The sequence below is a fragment of the Gloeocapsa sp. DLM2.Bin57 genome (assembly GCA_007693955.1).
Classification (GTDB): domain Bacteria; phylum Cyanobacteriota; class Cyanobacteriia; order Cyanobacteriales; family Gloeocapsaceae; genus Gloeocapsa.
In genome coordinates, this window is the sequence record RECR01000033.1 from 1 (window position 1) to 24110 (window position 24110).

The 24110-nt window shown below is 39.1% G+C and carries 22 protein-coding genes and 2 pseudogenes; 14 read left to right on the forward strand and 10 right to left on the reverse strand.

Annotated elements, in window-relative coordinates:
- Positions 1-46: 46 nt before the first annotated feature.
- Entirely contained in the window at positions 47-1390 is a 1344-nt protein-coding gene (ictB, locus tag EA365_01210; GenBank protein TVQ48528.1) for a putative bicarbonate transporter, IctB family, read from the reverse strand.
- Positions 1391-1400: 10 nt separating this feature from the next.
- Positions 1401-2744 carry a GAF domain-containing sensor histidine kinase gene (locus tag EA365_01215; GenBank protein ID TVQ48529.1) on the reverse strand — a complete coding sequence of 448 codons (1344 nt, stop codon included), beginning with the start codon at positions 2742-2744 and terminating at the stop codon, positions 1401-1403.
- A 277-nt stretch (positions 2745-3021) separates the two neighbouring features.
- Between EA365_01215 and EA365_01220 the strand changes: the two genes are divergently transcribed.
- The 4 genes and pseudogenes from EA365_01220 to EA365_01235 all read left to right on the forward strand — a co-directional run bounded on the left by EA365_01220 (position 3022) and on the right by EA365_01235 (position 7470).
- Positions 3022-3285 (forward strand): hypothetical protein, encoded by a 264-nt coding sequence (locus EA365_01220; GenBank protein TVQ48530.1) that lies wholly within the window; start codon positions 3022-3024, stop codon positions 3283-3285.
- A 29-nt stretch (positions 3286-3314) separates the two neighbouring features.
- Positions 3315-4346, forward strand: a pseudogene (locus EA365_01225) (TIGR03032 family protein).
- Between the two features lie 597 nt (positions 4347-4943).
- Entirely contained in the window at positions 4944-6485 is a 1542-nt protein-coding gene (locus tag EA365_01230) for a tetratricopeptide repeat protein (GenBank protein ID TVQ48555.1), read from the forward strand.
- A gap of 7 nt (positions 6486-6492) precedes the next feature.
- On the forward strand, positions 6493-7470 hold the full coding sequence (locus EA365_01235; GenBank protein ID TVQ48531.1) for a DUF389 domain-containing protein: 978 nt from the start codon (positions 6493-6495) through the stop codon (positions 7468-7470).
- Positions 7471-7502: 32 nt separating this feature from the next.
- Here EA365_01235 and EA365_01240 read toward each other — a convergent pair whose 3' ends face one another.
- The 3 genes from EA365_01240 to EA365_01250 are packed head-to-tail and all read right to left on the reverse strand — an operon-like array spanning position 7503 to position 9072.
- Positions 7503-8024 carry an FKBP-type peptidyl-prolyl cis-trans isomerase gene (locus tag EA365_01240; GenBank protein TVQ48532.1) on the reverse strand — a complete coding sequence of 174 codons (522 nt, stop codon included), beginning with the start codon at positions 8022-8024 and terminating at the stop codon, positions 7503-7505.
- Positions 8025-8060: 36 nt separating this feature from the next.
- A complete protein-coding gene (locus EA365_01245; GenBank protein ID TVQ48533.1) occupies positions 8061-8384 on the reverse strand; it encodes a hypothetical protein in 324 nt (107 codons plus the stop codon).
- Positions 8385-8412: 28 nt separating this feature from the next.
- On the reverse strand, positions 8413-9072 hold the full coding sequence (locus EA365_01250; GenBank protein ID TVQ48534.1) for a MotA/TolQ/ExbB proton channel family protein: 660 nt from the start codon (positions 9070-9072) through the stop codon (positions 8413-8415).
- Between the two features lie 110 nt (positions 9073-9182).
- Between EA365_01250 and EA365_01255 the strand changes: the two genes are divergently transcribed.
- From EA365_01255 to EA365_01265, 3 genes are all read left to right on the forward strand, one after another.
- Entirely contained in the window at positions 9183-9971 is a 789-nt protein-coding gene (locus EA365_01255; protein ID TVQ48535.1) for an FAA hydrolase family protein, read from the forward strand.
- A 6-nt stretch (positions 9972-9977) separates the two neighbouring features.
- Entirely contained in the window at positions 9978-10175 is a 198-nt protein-coding gene (locus tag EA365_01260; protein ID TVQ48556.1) for an HNH endonuclease, read from the forward strand.
- 764 nt (positions 10176-10939) lie between these two features.
- Positions 10940-12286: an RNA-dependent DNA polymerase gene (locus EA365_01265; protein TVQ48536.1), complete on the forward strand. Its 1347-nt coding sequence runs from the start codon at positions 10940-10942 to the stop codon at positions 12284-12286.
- Between the two features lie 138 nt (positions 12287-12424).
- On the opposite strand, the gene glnA is transcribed toward EA365_01265, so the two are convergent.
- Complete coding sequence (glnA, locus tag EA365_01270) at positions 12425-13846, reverse strand: type I glutamate--ammonia ligase (protein ID TVQ48537.1); 1422 nt, start codon at positions 13844-13846, stop codon at positions 12425-12427.
- Positions 13847-14073: 227 nt separating this feature from the next.
- Here glnA and apcB point away from each other — a divergent pair, with 227 nt between their 5' ends.
- The 3 genes and pseudogenes from apcB (at position 14074) to purE (ending at position 15440) form a co-directional block, all read left to right on the forward strand.
- Positions 14074-14583 (forward strand): allophycocyanin subunit beta, encoded by a 510-nt coding sequence (gene apcB / locus EA365_01275; protein ID TVQ48538.1) that lies wholly within the window; start codon positions 14074-14076, stop codon positions 14581-14583.
- Between the two features lie 47 nt (positions 14584-14630).
- Positions 14631-14878: pseudogene (locus EA365_01280) on the forward strand (hypothetical protein).
- A 25-nt stretch (positions 14879-14903) separates the two neighbouring features.
- Complete coding sequence (gene purE, locus EA365_01285) at positions 14904-15440, forward strand: 5-(carboxyamino)imidazole ribonucleotide mutase (GenBank protein TVQ48539.1); 537 nt, start codon at positions 14904-14906, stop codon at positions 15438-15440.
- A gap of 45 nt (positions 15441-15485) precedes the next feature.
- On the opposite strand, the gene bchD is transcribed toward purE, so the two are convergent.
- Entirely contained in the window at positions 15486-17510 is a 2025-nt protein-coding gene (gene bchD / locus EA365_01290; protein ID TVQ48540.1) for a magnesium chelatase ATPase subunit D, read from the reverse strand.
- 196 nt (positions 17511-17706) lie between these two features.
- Between bchD and EA365_01295 the strand changes: the two genes are divergently transcribed.
- Complete coding sequence (locus EA365_01295) at positions 17707-19104, forward strand: glutamate decarboxylase (GenBank protein ID TVQ48541.1); 1398 nt, start codon at positions 17707-17709, stop codon at positions 19102-19104.
- A 5-nt stretch (positions 19105-19109) separates the two neighbouring features.
- On the forward strand, positions 19110-19949 hold the full coding sequence (locus EA365_01300; GenBank protein TVQ48542.1) for a hypothetical protein: 840 nt from the start codon (positions 19110-19112) through the stop codon (positions 19947-19949).
- 13 nt (positions 19950-19962) lie between these two features.
- Here the strand turns inward: EA365_01300 and EA365_01305 are convergent, their stop codons facing one another.
- From EA365_01305 to EA365_01315, 3 genes are all read right to left on the reverse strand, one after another.
- Positions 19963-20907 (reverse strand): UPF0104 family protein, encoded by a 945-nt coding sequence (locus tag EA365_01305; GenBank protein ID TVQ48543.1) that lies wholly within the window; start codon positions 20905-20907, stop codon positions 19963-19965.
- 36 nt (positions 20908-20943) lie between these two features.
- Positions 20944-21513, reverse strand: a complete 570-nt coding sequence (locus EA365_01310; protein ID TVQ48544.1) for a DUF3611 family protein — start codon at positions 21511-21513, stop codon at positions 20944-20946.
- A 73-nt stretch (positions 21514-21586) separates the two neighbouring features.
- Positions 21587-23059, reverse strand: a complete 1473-nt coding sequence (locus EA365_01315) for a DASH family cryptochrome (GenBank protein TVQ48545.1) — start codon at positions 23057-23059, stop codon at positions 21587-21589.
- 35 nt (positions 23060-23094) lie between these two features.
- Here EA365_01315 and EA365_01320 point away from each other — a divergent pair, with 35 nt between their 5' ends.
- Positions 23095-23388, forward strand: a complete 294-nt coding sequence (locus EA365_01320; GenBank protein ID TVQ48546.1) for a DUF1232 domain-containing protein — start codon at positions 23095-23097, stop codon at positions 23386-23388.
- 5 nt (positions 23389-23393) lie between these two features.
- Positions 23394-24083: a DNA-binding response regulator gene (locus tag EA365_01325; protein ID TVQ48547.1), complete on the forward strand. Its 690-nt coding sequence runs from the start codon at positions 23394-23396 to the stop codon at positions 24081-24083.
- Positions 24084-24110 lie beyond the last annotated feature (27 nt).

The following is a 24110-nucleotide window of genomic DNA, read 5'->3' on the forward strand; positions in this document are numbered from 1 at the left end:
GTCTTGATTATACGATAAACTGGTTATTTATTCGGATATTTTTAGATTAAGTTTTGCTCCCTCTTACTGTATAGTCAAAACTAGCGATTAAAGCCACTAAAAACCACCACAGGGTATTAACTTGAGGACGATACCAAATCACGTCTGCTATTCCCTGTATCAGCAAACCTGCTAAACCTGACATTGCACTGATTAACCAAAATCCCTCTACATTATCTGCTTTAATTAGTCTTTGTAGATTACTTATCCCTCGGTAAAAAGTTATTCCTACTAAAGCTAAAAAGCAACTGATACCAATTAAACCCATTTCTACAGTCATTTCTAGATAGATAGAATAAGCTCCCAATGAGGTAAAATTAGGACGCATATACAAGGGGTAAATCTGCTGAAAAGCTTGGTTTCCCGGACCTATACCAATAATCGGATAGTCTCTAATCATCTCCAAGACTGCATCCCAAACATTGAGACGAAAGTTGTTACTACTATCAGCTCTACCAACAAATATACTTAAAATCCTTAGACGTAAGGTTTCTACTCGGAAAAAAGCGATCACTCCGATAACGGCGATCGCTCCTATCACTAAAGGTATTAACCAATAACGCCAAAATTTGGGCAGATATCGATAATAACGATAGTATAACAAAAAACTAAATGTTCCTAGTAATCCAACCAAAGCTAACCACCCACCACGACTATCGGTAAAGTAAAGACAAGCAGAGTTAACTAGGAGAATTGTTACAGCGAGACTTTTTCTTAACCATCCTCTCCAAATAAAAATTGCTCCTAAACTAAGAGCGATCGCCCCTAGTAAATATCCCGCTAACAGGTTGGGATTCTCTAGATAACTATATACTCTGGTTTTATTAGCTAAAGGGGAAGTTGGATCATTCCAGGTAGCTAATTGTGGAGCTCCGAAAATCTTCTGTCTGACTCCATACACACTTACTATTACTGATATATGTAATAATAATGTAATTAACCAGGAGCGTAAATGGGGCGATCGCAATACTCGCCCACATAGAGCAAAAAACATTAAATATAAGGTTAACTTAATCCAACCGTCTATAGCTGCGCTTTTGACTGGTGAGAAAGCTGTAGCCACAGTGGCGATCGCCCAATATAATAAGACTAGTTTATCAATCCAACCACTAGAAAATTTTTGTTCTTCCGTTAGGGTTAAGAGTAACCACAAACACCCTATCCCTAATAAAATAATTCCTAACGTACTTGTGGAGACAAAGGGGGCTAAAGATAGTAGTAAAGCTATTAATATAGCTCCTAGGAGTTGTGATCTACGCAATAACCAGGAACTTTCTCCCCAAGTAGCCAAACTCCCTATTAAACTCCCTATTAAACTATAATTACGCCAATTACTACCGTAAGAATTCATGATCTGCTTGTTATTTTGCTAGAATTTTCGGTAGTTTTAGGATATACTTATAACCGAAATCTTGGCAAGCTTCTACAAGAATTTCACCTTTTTGCAGTTCAACTAAATAACAACTCAAGAATAATTGCAACAATTGATTATAGTAATATTCTCCTGAATCTGTTTCTTTGATAATTTTGGATATCGTAGTAGTTTTGAGACTTTGACCTTGCCATAATATATCTAGTTGTTGTTTTTTGGACAAAAACCAGGTTTGGTCATTTAATTTGACACTAAAAGAGATAGTGATGAGGATGGTTTTAGCTTCATAACCAAGATTAATAGTTATTTTCTCGTTATTATCTTTTGTTCCTAATAAGCTAATAATCAGATAATAGATAGCTTGACGTAATTTTTTCCGATCAAGAATATATAAAGCTAAATTGTTTTCACTGATTAACTCTAATTCTACCCAGTTCTCTAAATTATAAATTATTTCTTTAGCAATCATGTTAGGATCAGCAGGACTGAGTTTAACTATGTGTAATTCTTCATCATCTAAATTTATTTCGGCTAAAGCACTCATTAGAGAAGTCATTTTATGACCACTTTTATAGATAATATCTAAATAATTTTTTTGTTTTTGATTCAAACTTCCATAAGTTTCATCTTTTAAAACCCTAGACATACCAATAATATTAGTCAAAGGTGCGCGCAGATTTTGGGTAACTTCGCGAAAGAATTTAGCTTGAAAACTATCGATTGCACTTTGAGCAACATTAGCAGTATTCAGGGTAGAATTACCATTTTGACTATAATATTGACTTTCTAATTCTCGGATACACCATCTAGCGGTTAAAGCTAAAAATTCTTGGTCTTTAAGATTAAATGAATGAGGTGCTAAATCCATAACTGCTAAAGTACCTAAACAATATCCTGTGGTAGTGATTAAAGGAATACCTAGATAAGAACGAATACCATAATCTTGAACCAGAGGATGATTAGCATAGAGAGGATCTGCTAAGGTATCATGAATAATCAAAATTTGCTTAGTATTAATTACATGATTGCAGAAAGAATTCTCTTTTAAGATTTTACGTTCTTGAGCGATGGGATTCATAAAACCAAGTTTAGCCAATCCAACCGCGGATTTAAGCCAAAGATGGTTTTGTAGCATTAAACCCAAAAAACAGATGGGAATCTCCAGAAAACGTGCTACCATCTGGGTAGCCTCTTCACAGATAGGGATAGTATCTGGGTTCAATAATTCTAATTTTTTGATGATATTCAAACGTTCCTGCTCTTGATGTGGATTACTTAAATCATCTAAAGAGCAATATTCCCTCTGTTGTGAGTTACTCATACTAGCTACCATTTTTGCTACTATCCTAGAATTATGACTAAAAGCACGGAAAATCTAGTTAATCCAGAATGCTACTATATTTATCGTTCCCTAATTTCAGCTTTAATCAACATTTTGGTCAAAATTTTTTGGTTGAGGTTGAGTGCTATACTCCCTAGGGTAGGGGAATAATGAGAAATCCAAGACACCAAACACCTGATAGCGAAAAAATGGGCAACACAACTCACTATTAAATAAATTCTGCTCTTTAGTGTGCACCGATCGCTTAGCAGTAATAGGAATTAGATCAATGAGCGAACAGGAAAGAGAACAAAACAAAAGGATCAACGAGCAGCAAAGATTAGTCAATAATTTAAGGGAACGGCTCAAAACTATAGAAGCGGATGTAGAGCCTGAGGGGAGGATCACTCAAGCTTTTGAGCAGATTGAACAACATTTAGAACGTCATGACCAAAGATTTGATCGCTTAGAACATAAAGTTAATCAGCTAGGCAGCAAGTTGGATATAATCATCGAACACTTAACTAGTGTCAACGATTTGCCCGAGGAATAAAAATAATAATATCTATTTTAGTATTAATAATGTCTGACTTACAAAGTATTCATACCAACACCTTTTCCCAACTGCTACAACATTTAGGGATTTCTCTAGTTGTTTCTACTTACCAAGCAGGAAAATTAATTGTTATTCGTAATGATTCAGGAGTAGTTAATACTCACTTTCGCAATTTTGCTAAACCGATGGGTATCGCTGTAAGTCAGGGTAAAATTGCTTTAGGGACTGGTTATCAAATCGTAGAGTTACATAATGTACCCGCTGTCACGAAAAGATTAAATCCTCCCGATAAACATGACGCTTGTTATCTACCTCGTTTTGTTCACTTTACCGGAGATATCGATATTCATGAGATGACTTATCTAGATAAGGAGTTGTGGTTTATTAATACTAGCTTCTCCTGTTTATGTAGTCTCGATACTGATTATAGCTTTGTACCCCGTTGGCGCCCACCTTTTGTCAGTGCTTATGATACAGGCGATCGCTGTCATCTCAACGGTTTAGCTGTTAGAGATCAACAGGTTAGATACATTACTGCTTTAGGAACTACTGATACTCCAGGTGGTTGGCGTCCTCAAAAGCACAACGGAGGTATTTTAATGGATATTACCACAAATGAGTTTATTTGTCAAGGTTTATCTATGCCCCATTCTCCGAGATGGTATAGAAACGGTTTATGGGTGTTAGAGTCAGGAGACGGAAGTATAGCCCAAGTAGATTTAAATACAGGTAATTTAACCGCTATCGCTAATTTACCAGGGTTTACTAGAGGAATTGATTTCTGGGGTGACTATGCTTTTATTGGTTTATCCAAGGTAAGAGAAAGTGCGGTTTTTAGTGGTATCCCTATCACCGAAAGGTTAACGGAGCGTATTTGCGGAGTATGGGTAGTTAATATTATTACAGGAGAAATAGTGGCTTTTCTACGCTTTACTACAGGAGTAGAAGAGATATTCGCGGTACAGGTTTTACCCCAAAGATTTCCCGAGGTAATTAACGATAACGAGGAGTTATTACAATCTTCTTATGTAATTCCTGATGAAGCATTAGCCGAAGTAGCCAAGGTTACTCCAGAGGATTTATTAGCAGCTAAACAAAGAGAAATAGAACAAAATGCGGTTAAATCTTTTGTGATAGTAATTCCTGTTTATAATATCTCTAAAAAAGGCAAAAAAGTCATTAAACGTACCTTAGATAGTATCGACAGGAGTATTAACTATTTTCAACTTAACCACCCTAACGCTGAAAGTTTTACTTATGAGGTAATTATCGTAGATGATAACTCTAATGACAAGACAGAAGAGATCATTAAATCTCTGATTAAGAATAAATCTTATTATCGTTATTTACGTCATGAAAAAAATAAAGGACAAGCAATAGCCAGAAATACAGGGGTTAACGCTTCTGTAGGTGAAGCTATTTTCTTTTGTGATGATGATGACTTATTTTACCCTGAACATATCAGTAAATGTTTAGAATTAATCAACCAACCTCTAGGAGATGATTGTAATGCACTAGTGAGGATTAGGGGTAATTATCCCGCTGCTATCAAAACTGGTGTTAAGACTAAAGAAAAATTACACCCCCACTGGTTGGAAAAAATAACTCAGGTATTGGTATTAAATAGCTGTATTCGTCGAGAAGCCCATAATTTTATGGAAGGTTTCCCTACTGAAGAAGTATTCCGTCTCTGTAGTTATGGTAATGAAGATTATGCTTATATATCATGGTTGACGAGTTGTTTTAATGTTGTCTGGCTTAAAGATAACACCGTAGAATATATACGTTATCCCGGAAGTCATTTTGAGAGACAGTTACAACGTTGGCAACAACCACCAGGAAGTTACCAAGAAACAATTAGTAATGAGGATCAAGAATATTTATTAGAGATTGAACAAATCATTAAAAATAAACAACAAGCTTTAGTGGAGAAATTGCAGGTATCGGCAAAAGCAGATTATTTTCTTAATTTAGGAAATCAAGCCTTTCATCAGGGTAACTTAAATAAAGCAGAACATTATTATAAACATTCTCTCTTATTGAATCCAGACTTATTAACAGCTTGGTACAATCTTGGTGTAACCTATTTAGAACAAGAAGCTATCGAAGCGGCAGAAATTATCTTAACAAAAGTAGTCAACCTCGAACCAAATCACGCCGAAGCTTATAATAATCTAGGCAATATCGCTAATAAACGTAATCAACTCCCTGTAGCGGTTAATTATTATCGTCAAGCTTTACAAAGACGCTATCAATTTCCTGACGCTCATTTTAACTTAGGTATGACCTTATTAAAGATGGGAGAATTAATTGAGGGTTGGGCTGAATCAGAGTGGCGTTGGCAAAGAGAAGATTTCACACCCGTAGAATGTCCACAACCGAGATGGCAAGGAGAAGACCTCCCCAATAGTAATATTTTAGTACATACTGAACAGGGTGCAGGAGATGCGATCCAATTTAGTCGTTATCTACCCTTAGTAGCTAAAAAATGTCGAGAAGTGATTCTCTGTTGTCCAGAAAATTTAGTCAGGTTGTTTCAAACCATTCCAGAAGTGAGTCAGGTTTATACACCAGGAAAGATTCCTTTAGATATTTTTACTGTTTATAGTCCTTTGATGAGTTTACCCCATTGTTTTAGCACGGATTTAACTAATATACCCGCAGATATACCCTATCTAGGAGTAGGGTTAGAAAATGAACAACTCAGGGCTAAATTGTCTAAGATGATATCTAATAACTCTCGTACTAAAGTAGGTATAGTTTGGGGAGGTAGTCCAACTCATAAAAACGATCGCCATCGCTCTAGCCATCTTTTGGATTGGTTACCCGTGTTAGGATTAGAAGGGATAGACTTTTATAGTTTACAAAAAGGTCCTCAAGCTAGTCAAATCGCCCAATTACCACCAGAAATTCAGCTTACCGATTTGAGTAATTATCTAGGAGATTATGCAGATACAGCGATCGCCCTAGACTATGTAGATTTAGTGATTGGTGTAGATACTTCTGTAGTTCATTTGGCTGGGGCTTTAGGTAAACCCGTCTGGACTTTACTAAGTTATTACCACGATTGGCGTTGGTTGTGTGACAGAACAGACAGTCCCTGGTATCCTACGATGAGGTTATTTCATCAATCAAAACCCAAAGATTGGTCAGAAGTAATGATAATGGTTAAAAATTCTCTTGGATCAGAAGAATAGGTGAGCAATGTACACATGGAAACAAATTGACCCAGAACATACTAGAGAATTGGGTTTAGACTTATTAGCAGAAACTAGGGTTGATAAACCTTATATCGTACTAGTAATAAGTTCTTGTGTGATAGCTACCCTAGGATTGTTATCTAATAGCGCTGCGGTGATTATCGGTGCGATGATTATCGCTCCTTTAATGTTTCCCATTCGTTCCCTAGCTTTTGGTGCTTTGGTAGGAGATACTTTTCTGTTTAAAAAGAGTATTATTGCTTTACTTTGGGGAACATTTCTAGCTTTATTCGTTTCTTGTTTGATCGGTTGGTTGACTGGATTGACTATCTTGGGTAGTGAGATTATGGCTCGGACTCAACCTAATTTATTAGACTTAGGTATCGCTATCAGTGCGGGTGCGATTGGTGGTTACGCTAAAATTCAACCCAAAGTATCTGGCAGTATTGCGGGTACAGCGATCGCTGTCGCTTTAATGCCTCCTATTTGTGTGATTGGTTTAGGAGTCTCTCAAGGGAACTGGTTCATTAGTCGGGGAGCGACTATACTTTATTTAACTAATCTTTTGGGTATCGCTTTAGCTTGTATGCTCGTTTTTTTACTAGCAGGTTATGCACCCCTACATCAAGCCCGCAAACCCTTATTAGCTGCGTTTTTTTTAACATCTTTGTTATTGATTCCCCTAGGTATTAGCTTTAGCCAAATAGTGGAAAAAGATAATCTAGAAAGAAATTTAAAACAAGCTTTACTGAATCGGACAGTTACTTTTCAACGTTTAGAGTTAGTGGAATTTAACGTCAGATGGCGAGAAAATCCACCAGAAATTTATTTAACCGTCCGCGCCAATGAACCAGTAACCCCTAAACAAGTACAATTATTAGAGTCTTTTTTACACAGAGAGATTGGACATCCCTTTAAGTTAATCTTTATAGTTAGTTACGTTGAAGAGGTAACTAGAGATGGGGTAAGAGAGATAGAATGAACAAGGCGCCCTGAAATTGGGCGCTATCTTGATTAACTAATTTTGAGTAATTCTACGTCAAAGATTAGGGTAGCATTAGGAGGAATCACACCACCTGCACCACGACTACCATAACCTAATTCAGGAGGGATAATCAATTGACGATGACCACCAACACTCATTGTCCCTACTCCTTCGTCCCAACCTTTGATGACTTGTCCCACACCTATTTTAAAAGAAAATGGTTGATTGCGATCGCGGGAACTATCGAATTTTTTGCCGTTTTCTAGTACACCTGTATAATGTACTGTAACTGTTTGTCCTGTTTGGGGAGTAACACCGTCTCCTTCGGTAACATCGATATACTTGAGACCTGAATCGGTGCTTACGGCTTTATCCATTTTGAGATCGTTGATATTCAAAGCTATAATTGTTTCCTGATTAATTGTGCTTGGTTCAGATTTAACGGTAGAGGCGATTGCTTCTGCTTGGTTAGTATTGGTGAATAGACTAGACACGAATAACAAGACCACACAGACAACCATCACCACCAGACTAATAGCAATTTCTTTCATACTTTTCGATGATTAAAACCCCTAGACATTTTAACATCATCGCCACATTTTATTTTCTAAATCTCTTACCTGACGTTCTAAGCGATCGATACGTCCGCGCAACTCATCTACCTCTGATTGACGCGCTACACCTAAATCTTGGAGCATATTGCGCATTTGCACTTCCATTTGTTTTTCAAAATTATTCTGTTCTGATTTCATTTGGTTCATCATATCCTCCACAAAAGCTGTAGCTTGTTCGGGATTGATTTTGCCATCTCTAACCCATTCTTCGCTGACTTCTCGTAACTTTTCAGCCACATAAGAAGTCGTTCCTAATCCCATCACTAACAATTGTTTGAGCCAATCATTATTATTCATCTTAAACCTCTACTATAATATATTTATATTAACTCGAAAAATCAGGGACAAATTTACCTTTATCTAAGTCTAGCCAACGTTGACGATAAATCAATTCTAAATCACTACCTACTTTACGAAAAATTCTCACTTGATGAAACCAAAAAGCTTGAAAAAGACGATAAAAAGCCATAGTGATAATAGCGATAATCAAACCTGTTGCTGTAGAAATCAAAGCTTCAGCGATACCTAGGGTAACACCTTCGGTCCCTGCATTAGCGAGATCGCCGAGTTGAATTGAACCTAGGGAGTTAATCAAACCCAAAACCGTTCCCAATAAGCCTAATAATGGTGACAGGGCGATTACTGCTTCTAAAAGTTTATCACCTCGGCGCATCGCTCCTAATTGTTCATCTGCTGCTGCTTCTAAGGCTAAATGAAATACATCTGGTTCAGGTTTAGCTAAACGTAAAGGAGCGTACAAAAAGCTGCCGATGGGGTGTTTACGATAATGATGGGCGACTTTATCCACTACTTCCCAATTACTAATAGCAGCATCCATGACTTTATTTAAGACAAAACTTTCTCTCAAGAGTAATTGACTCCAAAACCAAATGCGTTCAACTATTGTACCTACAGCTAAAATAGATAAGAATAGTAGTGGCCACATAGCCGGACCACCTTTTGCCATAATTTCCCCAAAGTCCATCTTTATTTCTGCAACCTCATCTGTGTTTAATTTAACTTAATTTTGCAGCATTATTATGTTAACATTAACTATCTTTAGACTATTGGTAATCACTTAAGGCTAGGGCTGTTATGGCTAAAAGATATGTAAGGATCAAAACCCTGCAAGGTCAAATTTATTATGGCTATTTGACTCTTGATCATCAAGTTAAGGTTTTAGATGCTCCCCCTTGGCTTGGGGGTAAGATTACTGACCTACAATTAGAAACAGATAAATATCAGTTGCTAGCACCTTGTGTACCTTCTAAAATCATCGCAGTAGGTAAAAATTATAGCGCTCACGCCGCTGAAATGGGGGGAGTTGTCCCCACAGAGCCATTATTATTTTTAAAGCCTCCTACTACCCTAATTGCTCCAGAACAAGTTATTATCTATCCTCGACAATCTCAACAGGTTGACTATGAGGGTGAATTAGGGGTGATTATCTCAGAAAAATGTAAAGATTGTTTACCAGAAGAGGCTAGAGATAAAATTTGGGGCTATACTATCGCTAATGATGTTACTGCTAGAGATTTACAAAAAAAAGATGGACAATGGACAAGGGCTAAAGGTTTTGATACCTTTTGTCCAGTAGGTCCTTGGATCGTGCGAGAATTAAGTACAGATGCTCGGTTGCAGACTTTTATTAATGATGAATCTCATCCTCGTCAATCAGCTTTGATTAGTGAGATGGTTTTTGCTGTTGAGGATTTGATTACCTATATTTCTACTATTATGACCCTACTTCCAGGAGATTTAATTTTAACGGGTACTCCCGCGGGTATTGGTCCACTGCAAGTAGGCGATCGCGTCAGAATCGCAATTGAAGGTATCGGTAGTTTAGAAAATACTGTAGTTGCTCCTTCTCCGGTTAGGACTTAACTCTACATCTGGTATATAATTGGGGGTCAAGTTGAGGAATGTGCTGTCTGCAAAGAATCCTTATTTAATGGAGAAGATATAGAAACCCATCACATAGTATCTGTTAAGGATGGAGGAACTGACGACGCAGTGAATCTCATTCATTTACACAAAGCGTGTCAGAAACAGGTACACAGTAAATCCAAGTCTAAAAGCTCGAAGTAGTACATGAGCCGTATGATGGGAAACTGTCACGTACGGTTCAAAGAGGAGGGGAGAGAGGCGACTCTCAAACCTTACTCGCCTTACACCATTTGAGAGTCGTACTCTTGAGACTTCGATAAAGCAGTACGTAAACGTCAAGCCTATACAGTTAAGTCTTTTTGACTTGCTCGATAAGTTTGAGTAAGTTTTACAGAGGTGCGATTCGTTGAAGTCAGGAAATCCTAGAAACTAGGAAGGTATGGACTTCCAGAGGATGGAGGGGAGAAAACCTCAAGTACTCTGAACTGTTAGTTTGATACGGGTGTAAGTCCCGTCCGTTAGGAGAAACGTGACTCCCTACCTGGGCACACCGAATAGACTCGGAATTCTCTAGAGTGAAGCTGCCATCAGGGCGCAATCAGAGACTAAAGCAGATAGGTCACACTGGCGCTAAAGGGGAGACGACATGGGTAAACTGGTTCTAGAAAAGTGTCTTAAAACTTGGCTACCAATCTGAACCAAAAATGGTATGACCAAATCTTCTATTCTCACTAGAGAGTCTCTGTGCTACTAGTATTCTCCGAGAAGAAGATAGGCAAAGTGAACCGCCCTAAATCGTCAATCAATCGAACAAACGGAACGAATAAAAACTCTGATACTTGGTCTTGGGAGGTCGAAAACCCAAGTAGGCTAGACGAGTAGATTAAAACCAAGCAGAGGGTAGGATGAGGCGTAATTGCCGAAAGGATATCAGAAAATGTTCTTAAGTAAGTAATCGAGGGATTATGACGCAGCGAAAAACTAGCGATGATTGGAAACAAGTTAACTGGCGTAAATTACGTTACTGTTTGTTCAGATTACAAAAGAGAATATTTAAAGCAGTTCGAGAAGACGACATGGCTAGAGCCAAACGCCTACAAAGACTGGTGATGAGTTCCTACGCTGCAAGGATGCTCGCAATCCGACAAGTGACTCAACTAAACCAAGGTAAGAAAACTGCTGGTGTTGACGGGAAAGTAGCACTAACCTTTGAGGAAAGATTCCAATTGGAAAAAGAACTTAAAGCCAATGCCAAAAACTGGAAACATCAAGGACTACGTGAAGTTCCAATCCCCAAACAGGACGGAACAAAACGCATTTTAAAAGTTCCTACCATAGCAGACAGAGCATGGCAATGTCTAGTCAAATTTGCTCTAGAACCGGCACATGAAGCAACATTCCACGAAAGAAGCTACGGTTTCAGACCAGGAAGAGGAGCACATGATGCACAAGGTGTCAATCCGGAATTCCCCGAACAAGGCACACCACAGGGAGGAGTGGTAAGCCCACTATTAGCAAACATAGCACTAAATGGGATAGAAACCCTAGGGCAAAGCGTAAGATATGCAGATGACATGGTGTTCTTCCTCAAACCTAACGAAGACGAGCACAAACTGTTAGAGAAAGTAAGCAGATTCCTTGCAGAAAGAGGAATGAAAGTCAGTGAGAAAAAGACAAAGGTGACAGCCTCGACAGATGGATTTGACTTTTTGGGGTGGAAATTCTACGTCCAAACCAATAACGGAAAATTCAGAAGTGTACCCTCAGAGGAAAACTTTAAAGCATTCCGTGAAAAAGTTAAAGAAATCGTCAATAACTCGAATTATGGAGCTCAAGTAAAAGCAGAAAAACTCGCACCAATCATCAGAGGATGGCGGAATTACCACAAATATTGCAAAATGGATGGTTCTAAATACTCCCTATGGGGTATAAACCACAGAGCATACAAGGTATTCCTTAAACAGAAAACAATTAACCGCTACGAAGCGGAAAGATTAATCAGGAAAGCCTTCCCAGAAGTTGGATACAGCGAGAACAAGTTCGTAAACGTCAAAGGCAATAAATCTCCTTATGATGGCGACCTATTATATTGGTCTAAAAGAAACAGTGCCTTATACGACGGAGCAACAGCAAAAGCTTTGAAAAAGCAAAACCATTCATGTGCCCACTGTGGACTAAAACTCACGAATGATGAAACTGTACATCTCCATCATGTTGATAGTAATCATAACAATTGGAAACCCAATAACCTAATAGCAGTACATCAGAGTTGCCACCAATTGATACACATGAGCAAGACCAGAAAGGTCTAGATATTCGGGAGCTGGATGCAGGGAAACTTGCACGTCCAGTTCTAACGGAGAGGGTCGGGGATTAATACCCCCACTCGACTCAACCCGGAGATTGTTAAGTCTCTCCCTAGTCTCCCCTCCCTAAAAGGGATATTTTACCTAGACGTCATAATATAGAGAAAACTCATAAGGATGAGGACGCAGACGCATAGGGTTAACCTCGTTATCTAGTTTGTACTCAATCCAGTTTTCAATAAAGTCAGTAGTAAAGACGCCAGTATCAGTTAAGAAAGCGTGGTCTTTTTCCAAAGCTTCTAAAGCAGCTTCTAAAGATCCAGGGGTAGAAGGAATCTTACTCAACTCTTCAGGGCTGAGATCGTAGATATCTACATCTAAGGGTTCACCTGGGTCAATTTTATTTTTGATGCCATCGATACCCGCGCATAACATAGCAGCAAAAGCTGTATAGGGGTTACAGGTAGCATCAGGACAACGGAACTCTAGACGTTTGGCTTTAGGATTAGGTCCAGATAAAGGAATACGTACAGAAGCAGAACGGTTACCTTGAGAATAGGCTAAGTTCACAGGAGCTTCAAAACCAGGGACAAGACGCTTATAAGAGTTAGTGGTAGGATTAGTAATAGCTAAAAGCGCAGGTGCGTGCTTAAGGATACCACCGATATAATGTAAAGCCATTTCGCTTAACCCTGCATATTGCTCACCCGCAAAGAGAGGTTTACCGTCTTTCCAGATAGATTGGTGGGTGTGCATACCTGAACCATTATCATTAAATAAAGGTTTAGGCATAAAAGTTACGGTTTTACCATATTTTTTAGCTACGTTTTTAATGACATACTTATAAGTCATCAGATAGTCAGCAGCTTGTACTAGAGTGGCAAAACGAATACCTAACTCATTTTGTCCACCTGTTGCTACTTCGTGGTGATGTTTTTCAATAGGTACACCACAAGCCGCCATAGTCAGAAGCATTTCTGTACGGATATCTTGAGAAGTATCAGTAGGACCTACGGGAAAATAACCTTCTTTGTATCTAGGTTTATAACCAAGGTTACCACCTTCTTCTTCTTTACCTGAGTTCCAACGACCCTCAACGCTATCTACGTAGTAATAACCTTTGTTTTCGGTTTGGTCAAAACGGACATCATCGAAAATAAAGAATTCTGCTTCAGGTCCAATGAAAGCTGTATCACCTAAACCTGAGCTTTGTAAGAATTCTACCGCTTTTTGAGCAATGGTACGAGGATCTCGATTATACCATTCTCCTGTACGAGGCTCTTTGATACTGCAAATCATGCTGAGGGTTTTTTCCTTCATAAAAGGATCAATCCAAGCAGTACTAGCATCAGGGACCATCATCATATCAGATTCGTTAATCGCTTTCCAACCGCGAATACTCGAACCGTCAAAAGCGACCCCATCAGAGAAGGAACTCTCGTCGATTTGGTCATAGTAAAAAGAACAGTGTTGCCAAATACCTGGTGTGTCGATAAACTTTAGGTCAATAATCTGGATGCCTTCATCTTTTACCATTTTTAAGACATCTTGGGGGGTCATAGTCATTCAGTACTCCGTGACAAGATTTTTTCTACGTATCGAATTATCCTAGGCACTGCTATCAACATATTTTGTGTTTAAAGTTACAGAATAAGAATTCTTTTTTGTTTAAAGGGAAAATTGTAAATAAATGTATCAAAAAAACCTTCAGAGTTAACAATCTTACTCTGTTGCTAACACCCTATGGGATGATAATGGGATATAACAGAATCATTCATAGGAGACAGAGTTTAATGCGAGACGCAGTCACCAATTTAATTAGAAATTACGATGTCACGGGACGTTATTTAGATCGCTTAGCTATTGACCGATTAGAGTCTTATTTTAAATCTGGTACTGCAAGAATTAAAGCAGCCACAATCATTAACGCTAATTCAGCTAATCTGGTTAAACAAGCGGGATCTCGTCTGTTTGAAGAATTACCAGAATTGATTGCTCCAGGAGGTAATGCTTACACCACCAGACGTTATTCTGCTTGTCTGCGAGATATGGATTATTATCTACGTTACGCTAGTTATGCTCTAGTAGCAGGAGATATGAATGTACTCGATGAAAGAGTTTTACAAGGTTTGCGAGAAACCTATAACTCTTTAGGAGTTCCTATCGCACCTACTGTACGGGGTATTCAGATTATGAAAGAAATGATTAAAGATATGCTCTTAGCTGAAGGAGTAGATAACGTTGCTGTTGTTGATGAACCCTTTGATCATTTGACTCGCGAGTTGAGCGAAATTTCTATTTAAATCAAGGAATTTCCCCACCTGTTTAGGTGGGGAGGTAATTTAAAGTTATGGATGAATTAGTTAAAAAATCGCCGCTTTAGGATTACCAGGTATCATACTAGTAGCGGTAATGGGTACGACAGGATTGACGGGAACAGCAGCTATCACCGCGGCTTTAGCTTTTCTCGGAGGTCCAATGGGAGTGCTCGGGGGTATCGCTGTTTTGGGTATCGTGGGTTTAATTAGTGAAACTTTGGCTGAGACAAGTTTTGAAGATTTACTCATCGCTATCTACTGTCAAAGACGTTTGAGTGAACAAGAATTAACCTAAATTAGTAACTATGACCAGTCAAACACAAGTAGGAATTATTATGGGGAGTGATTCTGACCTCCCCACTATGCAGGAGGCGATCGCTATCTGTGCAGAATTTAACGTAGCTACAGAAGTCGCCATCGTCTCGGCTCACCGTACCCCCCAACGTATGGTAGAATACGCTACAACAGCCCATCAACGCGGTTTAAAGGTGATTATTGCGGGTGCAGGAGGGGCGGCTCATTTACCAGGTATGGTCGCCTCCTTGACCTCTTTACCCGTGATTGGTGTACCCGTGAGTACTCGTCATCTCCAGGGTTTGGATTCTCTCTATTCTATCGTACAAATGCCCGCGGGAATTCCTGTAGCCACAGTAGCGATCGGTAATAGTAAAAATGCAGGGTTACTAGCAATTCAAATTCTGGCTACTAATAACCCTGAATTGTTCTCAAAGGTACAGCAATACCGGGAACAACTCTCTGAGAGTGTTTTAGCTAAACAAGCCAAATTAGAGAGTATCGGTTATCAAGCTTATTTACAGGGAATAGGGAAGAGAGGGGAGTAGGGGAATAAAGAATGGGCGAAAAAATAATTAATTCGTAATTCCTAATTAGGAACGAAAATCAGCGATCGCGTTTCTGGTCATATTGGCGATCGTCTGTTCATTAGCTTTAGGTAGATGATAATGAGTACCTCCTGCGGTTTTAGCCAACTCTTTAGCAAAACCAGTGGTTACAAATTTGCGCTCGGTATCAATTACCAATAATTTCATACCTAGTCCTCTGATTTTACCAGCTATACCCAATAACTCTTCTTTGATATCGGGTTTTTCTCCTTCGAGATTTTCTCCCAAGGAACGAGCTAAAGGTATATTACCCCGACCATCGGTAATAGCGACAATCACTACTTGTCCGATATCTCCGGACATTTGCGCATTTAGCCCTACTTGTACAGCTTGGCTCAAGCCATGAGCTAAAGGAGATCCCCCCCCACAGGGAAGGGTTTCTAAACGTCTTCTCGCTAAAGCGATGGAGCGAGTCGGTGGTAATAACACATCTGCTCTTTCACCACGGAAAGGAATCAGGGCGATTTGGTCACGATTTTCGTAAGCCTCTGTAAGTAATTGCATTACAGCTCCTTTAGCTGACTGCATCCGATTGAGAGCCATTGAACCTGACGCATCAACTACAAAAATAATCAGAGCACCAGCTTTTCTGACTAAGCGTTTAGAGCGAATATCTCCCGATTCCACCACTACTCGACGTTTAGGGTTACGTTGACGTCTAGCTTTTTGATAAGGCGCAGCTGCTCTGAGGGTTGCATCTACAGCGATACGGGTAACTCTTCCCCGCGGGAGCATCGGTTTAACGTAGCGTCCCCGATCTTCAGAAAAGATCAGATTACGACTTCCTGACTTACCCTGTCTTTGCGCCATTTGCGCGAAATAGAGCACACTAGGATCTAAAATCACTCCTTCTGTATCAAAGACAAACTCTTCAGGGATATCGGGTGATTCGCTTTGAGTTTGTTCTGTATCCTCTTCTGATTCATCTTCTGAGTTATCCTCGGGTTGTTCATCTTGGTTTTGAGATTCAGGAGGTTGAGGGGGTGGTGGAGGAGGTGGTGGGGTTTCTTCTGGAGGAGTATCAACTAGAATCGAACGAGGAACGATCACGTATTCTACCGCTTTACGTAAATCATCAGAGTTAACTTGATTTCTTCCTTCTAAAGCTGCACAAGCTTTCGCTACTCTCACGGCAAAGATTTCGGCGCGATGTCCTTGAACTCTACCTCTAATCGCTTCTTGGACTAGATAACTAGTTTGTTCGGTGGTAATTTCTACTTCTTTGAGCCATTCCCGGGCTAAAATAATCTGAGTTTTGAGGTTATCTAATTCTTCTGTATATTGACTGATAAATTCTTGAGTAGAGTTGCTATAGGCGATCGCCTGTTCTACCGCAGCTACTCGTTGATCTAAACCTAGTACGCCATCGGCTGAAAGGACGATCGCGATCCGATCTAATAAATGTTCTCTGAGTGCTCCTTCTTCGGGGTTATAGGTAGCGATTAAAATGGGTTGACAGGGATGTTGGAAACTAATACCTTCTCTTTCGATTTGGTTGCGTCCTTCACTTAGTACAGTTAGTAACTGATTAGCGATTTGCTCGTCTAATAAGTTAATCTCATCTATATACAATACACCTCGATGGGCTTGAGCCAACAATCCTGGTTGAAATACCGATACTCCCTCTCTCACTGATGCTTCTACATCTACTGAACCCAATAACCTATCTTCGGTTACTCCTAGGGGGATTTGCACAAAAGGTGCGGGAATTATTTCTGTGGGTATTTCTTCTATTTGGGCATAGACGCTTTTACTGAGATCATCCCAAGCACTTCTATTCAAAGGATCACAATTAAAGGGGTTTTGCTGAATTATTTCTAGAGGGGGTAGTAAAGCATGAATAGCCCTAGCCATAACTGATTTAGCTGTGCCACGACGTCCTGCTATTACTACTCCTCCTAGGTTGGGATCAACTGCACTGAGTAATAAAGCTAATTTTATCGCTTCTTGTCCTATTACTGCCGTAAGAGGAAAACTACTAATCTTGGTGGAATTGGTCACTGTGACTATATCTAGTTAATATTCTTTTATTGTATAGCTCTAGGGGAGTTAAATCAATTAAGTAGGCAGCCCTAAATAAACCTTAATAAGCGATCACGAGACGTTGAGACAACAGCTGCAGCGAGGTGAGCTGCTTGATGCAGAGTACTGCCCAAAAATTCCTACTAGGTATATAATTTGTGAAAAAATATAACATAACAAAAAAATGGTTCTGCACGACAAAAATTCCATAAGACACAAGCTTGAAGACGAAGTATATGCTTCTGTAGATCTCTCAGTAAGTATGCCCAAGTACAAGTTTCCTAAGACTGAGCACGATCCACGCCATGCTTACTCCGTTATCCATGATGAGTTGATGTTAGATGGGAACTCTCGCCAAAATCTAGCCACCTTTTGTCAAACTTGGGTTGAGCCAGAAGTACACAAATTAATGGACGAGTGTATTGATAAAAACATGGTGGATAAAGATGAATATCCCCAGACAGCCGAAATAGAAGCGCGCTGCGTTCATATGCTAGCTGATCTATGGAATTCACCGATGGCAGCCAATACCATTGGTTGTTCCACCACAGGTTCTAGTGAAGCTGCTATGTTGGGTGGTATGGCGATGAAACGTCGCTGGGAAGCCAAACAGAAGCAAGCAGGCAAGACAATCGACAAGCCCAACTTAATTACTGGTCCTGTACAGGTATGTTGGCACAAATTTACACGCTATTGGGATATCGAACATCGTGAAATTCCTATGGAAAAAGGGCGTTTATTGATGACTCCCGAAGAGGTAATTAGCAGATGTGATGAAAATACCATAGGAGTAGTACCAACTCTGGGAGTAACTTTCACAGGTCAATATGAACCAGTCCAAGCAGTGTCAGAAGCCTTAGATAAATATCAAGCAGAAACTGGTCTAGATATCCCCATTCACGTAGATGCTGCTAGTGGTGGTTTTCTTGCCCCCTTCTGCGCCCGGGATCTAGTATGGGACTTCCGCTTACCCAGGGTTAAGTCCATCAACGCCTCAGGACATAAATTCGGCTTGTCTCCTTTAGGGGTGGGATGGGTTATCTGGCGTGAGGAGCAAGATCTGCCCGATGATTTAGTTTTCTGGGTGAACTACCTAGGAGGCAATATGCGAGATATCGCCCTCAACTTCTCAAGACCAGGAGGACAGGTAGTAGCTCAGTATTATAATTTTTTGCGTTTGGGCAGAGAAGGATATCAGAAGATTCATAGTGCTTGCTATAAGACGGCCCAATATATCTCGGCTGAAATTGACAAGCTAGGTCCTTTTGAGGTTATCTATCACGGAGAAATGAGTGAAGGTATTCCCGCCTTATGTTGGAAGATCAAACCAGGGGTAGATCCAGGTTTTAGTCTCTATGATTTCGCAGATCGTTTAAGATGCCGTGGTTGGCAAGTACCTGCCTATGCCCTACCCGCCAATTGCCAGGATTTGGCGATTCAAAGAATTTTGGTACGCCACGGAGTAAGTATGGACTTAGGATCTTCCTTGGTAGAAGATATGAAACATTCCCTTGAGTATTTCACCAACCATCCAGTTCAATCTTCAATGACTAGGACCGAAGGTTGCGGATTTCATCATTAAAATCAATGAACAAGCATGGTAATCACATTGAGTTGATTAAAGCTAACGGACCATGGCCTTTTATTACTCAGCGCATCTACCGCCTACCTGATGATTCTCAATTATTGTGGCGATCGCGTCACCACCGCAAGCATCTAAACAGGGTAGAAATAGACAGATTGATTACCTGTCTGTGGATGCCTGAGGAATTGAATTGGTGGATTGGGATAATTTTCGCCCTAGGAAGTATGCTTTTTGCTCTAGGAAGTATATTTAGTCTATTGCCAAGCCTTGCTAACAGATGGTCTCTAGACGTCATTGCTATTAACTCCATCTTTTTTATGGGTTCGATCCCCTTTACCATAGCTGCCTACCTACAGTTATGGCAAGCGCAGAATGCAGGGCATTTTTTACCCCAAGCTAGGCGATCGCCACGACGAATGGTCTGGTTTGCTTGGAAGCCTCGGGACATTGGCTGGTTAAGCTGTGCTTGGCAATTTTTGGGAACAATTTTGTTCAATGTTAGTACTTTTGAGGCTATGCTACCGGGATTACAATGGTTTAAGCAAGATTTAATGATTTGGATTCCCGATTTATTGGGGTCAATTTTCTTCCTAGTTTCGGGTTATTTAGCTTTTATGGAAACTTGCCACGCCTATTGGCAATGGCAACCTACTAACCTTTCTTGGTGGGTTACTTTTATCAATTTGCTTGGTTGTGTGGCTTTTATGATTTCGGCTTTATTTGCTTTTGTTACTCCTAAAGTCTCTAGTTTTGATGTGACTATTTCCCTTGTCTTTACCTTAATTGGAGCAATCTGTTTTTTCTTTGGTTCACTGTTAATGTTACCAGAAACAGTTCACTGAGTCTAACAATCTCCTAATGTTTATTTTGCTTAAGTTCATGGATAATAAACAATCCCAAAGCCACAATCAAAGGAATAAAATAGTAGATAATTCGATAGGCAATTAACGCGCCTAAAAGATTAGAAGCAGACAATGAAGCTGGTCGCAAGACTAAAATTACCGTTCCAAAAACTCCTAATCCCCCTGGAACAGTACTAATCAATCCAGCGGTTAAAGCTAAAATATAAATGCCGAAAAAGCCAGGGTAAGACCAACCTGTACCTTCGGGAAGTAATAAATATAATACACCGCAAGCTAACCCCCAATCTAGAGCAGAAACGGCAATTAATTGTAAAGAAATTTTAGCGGAAGGAAATTCAATTGATTCTGGTCCTAGTTGTAAAGGTCTTTTCCAAAAATAACCAACCCCAAAATAAATAAGCACTAAAAAAAGACAAATTAGCCCTAAAGGATGAACCGAATCAAAAGGTAATTTAAGTGCAGAAGGTAAGGTAAGAGGATCGATAATAAAAACGATACCTCCTACCGCAAATAATCCTAACCAAAAAGTTAAATGGGTAAACAGAATTAACTGGGCAATTTTGCCTTTTGAAACACCCCAACCAGAATAAAAGCGATAACGAATTGCTGTTCCCGAAAAAGCAGTAAATCCAATGGTATTACCTACAGCATAACTAATAAAGGCGGTGGTAGCAATTTTAGTAGGAGCTAACCTATGTCTGATATATTCAAAACCTAATAAATCATAACCTACCATTACCAGATATCCTAACCCTGTTAAGATTATTGCTCCTAGTTTATGCAGTTTCGGAATACCTTGTAAATATTGCCAAATATTCTGCCAACTATCGTTTTTGAGTTCATGAGTGATAGTTTTTACGGAAAAAGTTAATAAAACTACCATTAAAACAATAGGCAGAATTTGAGAGAGACGTTTAAAAACAGGCGATCGCAGCATAAGAGAAAGTTAATTTTGGTTTTCTGTGATCAGCAACTAGTGGTGACTAAGACGATTTGTCAGTCTAAAAGGGAGAATGATACCGATAAATTGAGCAAAGATAGTGTTGATATTGGCTTGAATTACCAACATATCTAAAGGCTCGATCAATTGACTAGCGTTGTAAACTGTTAGCCCTTCTACCTGAGTAAGAGACTTAGCAATCAAAACACCGACTACAGCTTCAACCCCAAGTAAAGTTAGTATTATACCGACGGTATTGATGGTTAAACCTTGTTCTAAAAGCTTAATAACTGCTGATTTTTTGGGATGTATCCCTTCCTCAAAAGTGCTCAATTCCTCAGCTAAGCGAGTATAGCGAAAAGCCCAATACACTCCTAGCATTAGTGTTATTAAACCACCGAAAGCAAATAATAATCCCGACCCAGACATAAAATTGTTTGCCTTAAGGTTAAAATTTGGATCGCCTAGGGCAAAAACTAAAATTGCCCCTGAAATTACAGCCAACGTAATCTGTATCCAAAAAATAATCCATCCCGTGTTGCGAAGAATTACAGCGAACTCTTGAGGCAGCAAAGAACGAGGTTGTGTTTTAAAAGAAGTCATATTTTACCTGATGATTCATTGATATATTATCCTAACAATTGCGGGATAGTTTGGCAAGGTTAAGATTTCATAGTTATTTTTTGGGGGTGTAACTTTTAGCTTGACTGGTGTTTCCTGATAAATACACCTTCTCATTAGCTTTAACTGATTGGAAAAAATCAACCATAGGGCGAGGATAATCTCTAACATTATATAAGCGTTGTTCTTCTGATGATAGTTTCCAAGGTTGGTGAATTTTATCTCCTGGAATTAAAGCTAATTCTGGTAACCAATGTTTTAGGTATTTACCCTGTGGATCGTAATCTTTTGATTGTTTAGGAATATTAAAATAACGAAAACCGCGCGCGTCATTCCCAACTCCTGCGGTATAATTCCAATTTCCCCAATTACTACAGACATCATAATCAATTAACAGAGATTCAAACCATTCTGCACCCATAATCCAATTAATACCGAGATTTTTAGTGAGAAAACTAGCTACATTTTGTCTCCCTCGATTCGACATAAAACCTGTACTAGCTAACTCACGCATATTAGCATCTACTAAAGGATATCCTGTTTTTCCTTGTTGCCAAAGTTGCAATTGTTGCCAATTTTCTTGCCAAGGTAAAGAGAGTTTTTGTAATCCTGAAAGTTGAAAAATTTTGTTTTTATGTTTAACAGCAATAAACCGAAAAAAATCCCGCCAGAGTAATTCAAATACTAACCAATAGGTAGAATCATTTTTAACTCTTTGGGTTTCATAAGTTTTAATTTCTTGGTAAATATAACGAGGAGATAAACAACCACAAGCTAACCAAGGAGAAAATTTAGAAGAGTAATCAGCCCCTAACATTCCGTTACGGGTTTCTTTATAAACTTTTAGTCTATCTTCTCGCCAAAAATAAGTTTTTACTCTCTCTAAACCCGCGCTTTCTCCTCCTGGAAACTTTAAGACTCCCCTAGCATCTCGGGTGATTGTTGCTAAACCTAAATCAGCTAAATTTGGTATTTCCCCTGTGTCTAAAGCAGGAATCTGTGTTAACTTATCAGGAGTAGTATATATATCCCTAATCGGGGTACTTTTTTCGACAGATTTACGAAAATTAGTAAATAATTCGGGTAATTCAGTGAGAGAATAGGGTAAATCTTCAGGATGAGATAAACTCGCTCCCCAAAAAGATTTGACGGGAATTTTCAGAGCCTTTTTAAGGGCTTTTTCTACGGCTAATTCTTCTGCGGTTGCTTCTTGATGATAATAAACAGCTTCAATATTTAAGCTTTCTACTAGTGAGGGTATAATAACTTCTGCTAAACCCTTTCTAATGATTAAATCACTCCCTAATTTTTGCAGAGATGAACGTAAATTAGCGACACTTTCTAATAAAAATTGAGCTCGAAAACTACCAGTTTTAGGAAACCCAAAAGAAGTAGTAGTAAAATGGCGATCGTCAAAACAATAAAAAGGAATAACTTGGGCTTGTTGAGCAATAGCTCGGTATAATGGCTCGTGATCATGTAAACGTAAATCATTACGATACCAAATTAAAATTTTGCTTGGTTTCATATTGCTATAATAGTATAAAGTTTGTTGAAGTAGCGATGAGTAGTCTTTTAATTTCTTTAGTTAACTGGTATCGTCAATCTATTCGTAGCCCCCGTTACGGTTGGTTAGTAGTCGCTGCTAGTTTAGTATATTTGTTTAGTCCTTTTGACTTGTCACCAGATTTTATCCCCATTTTGGGTCAAATTGATGATATCGTGATTATAACTGTTTTAGCAACAGAACTTTTAAATATTATCTCAAGTAGTTGGAGTCCTCCTGAAGCTTCAAAAATTAACTCTGATGAAGTAGATGGAGAGGTAATCGACGTTGAATCAGTTTCTATAGATTAAGCATAATGTCAGAAATAAAAAAACTCTTGTTGGTAGATGATGAACCAGGGGTAAGGGAATCGGTTAAAGCATACCTAGAAGATAATCCCGAATTCCAAGTTACAGTAGCTAGTAACGCTACTCAAGCTTGGGAATTGTTACAGCAAGATATACCCGATTTGATTATATCTGATGTGATGATGCCCCAAGTAGATGGTTATAAATTTCTCGCACAATTACGCGAAGATACTCGTTTTGTTTCTCTACCAGTGGTTTTTCTTACCGCAAAAGGCATGACAAGCGATCGCATTCAAGGTTATCAAGCAGGATGTGACGCTTATCTTTCTAAACCCTTTGACCCCGAAGAGTTAGAAGCGATCGTCAAAAATTTACTGGAACGTCGGGAACAACTGACTGATAATAGTGGTGGAGATTTATCTAAAATCGCCCTAGAATTAGAACAAATCAAGGGAATGTTGGGACAAAAAACACCCCTAGGAGTAGGTAATGAGTCTTTACAAATAGATTTAACTCCTAGAGAACGCAGTGTACTAGATTTAGTTGCTCAAGGTTTGATGAATAAAGAAATAGCTAGTCGTCTCAATACTAGCGTTAGAAATGTGGAAAAATACGTTAGTCGTCTTTTTAGTAAAACTGGTACTAATAGTCGTACAGAATTAGTACGTTTCGCTTTAAAACAAGGTTTGACTGATTGATTAGTGCTAACATATCAAACAAATTTG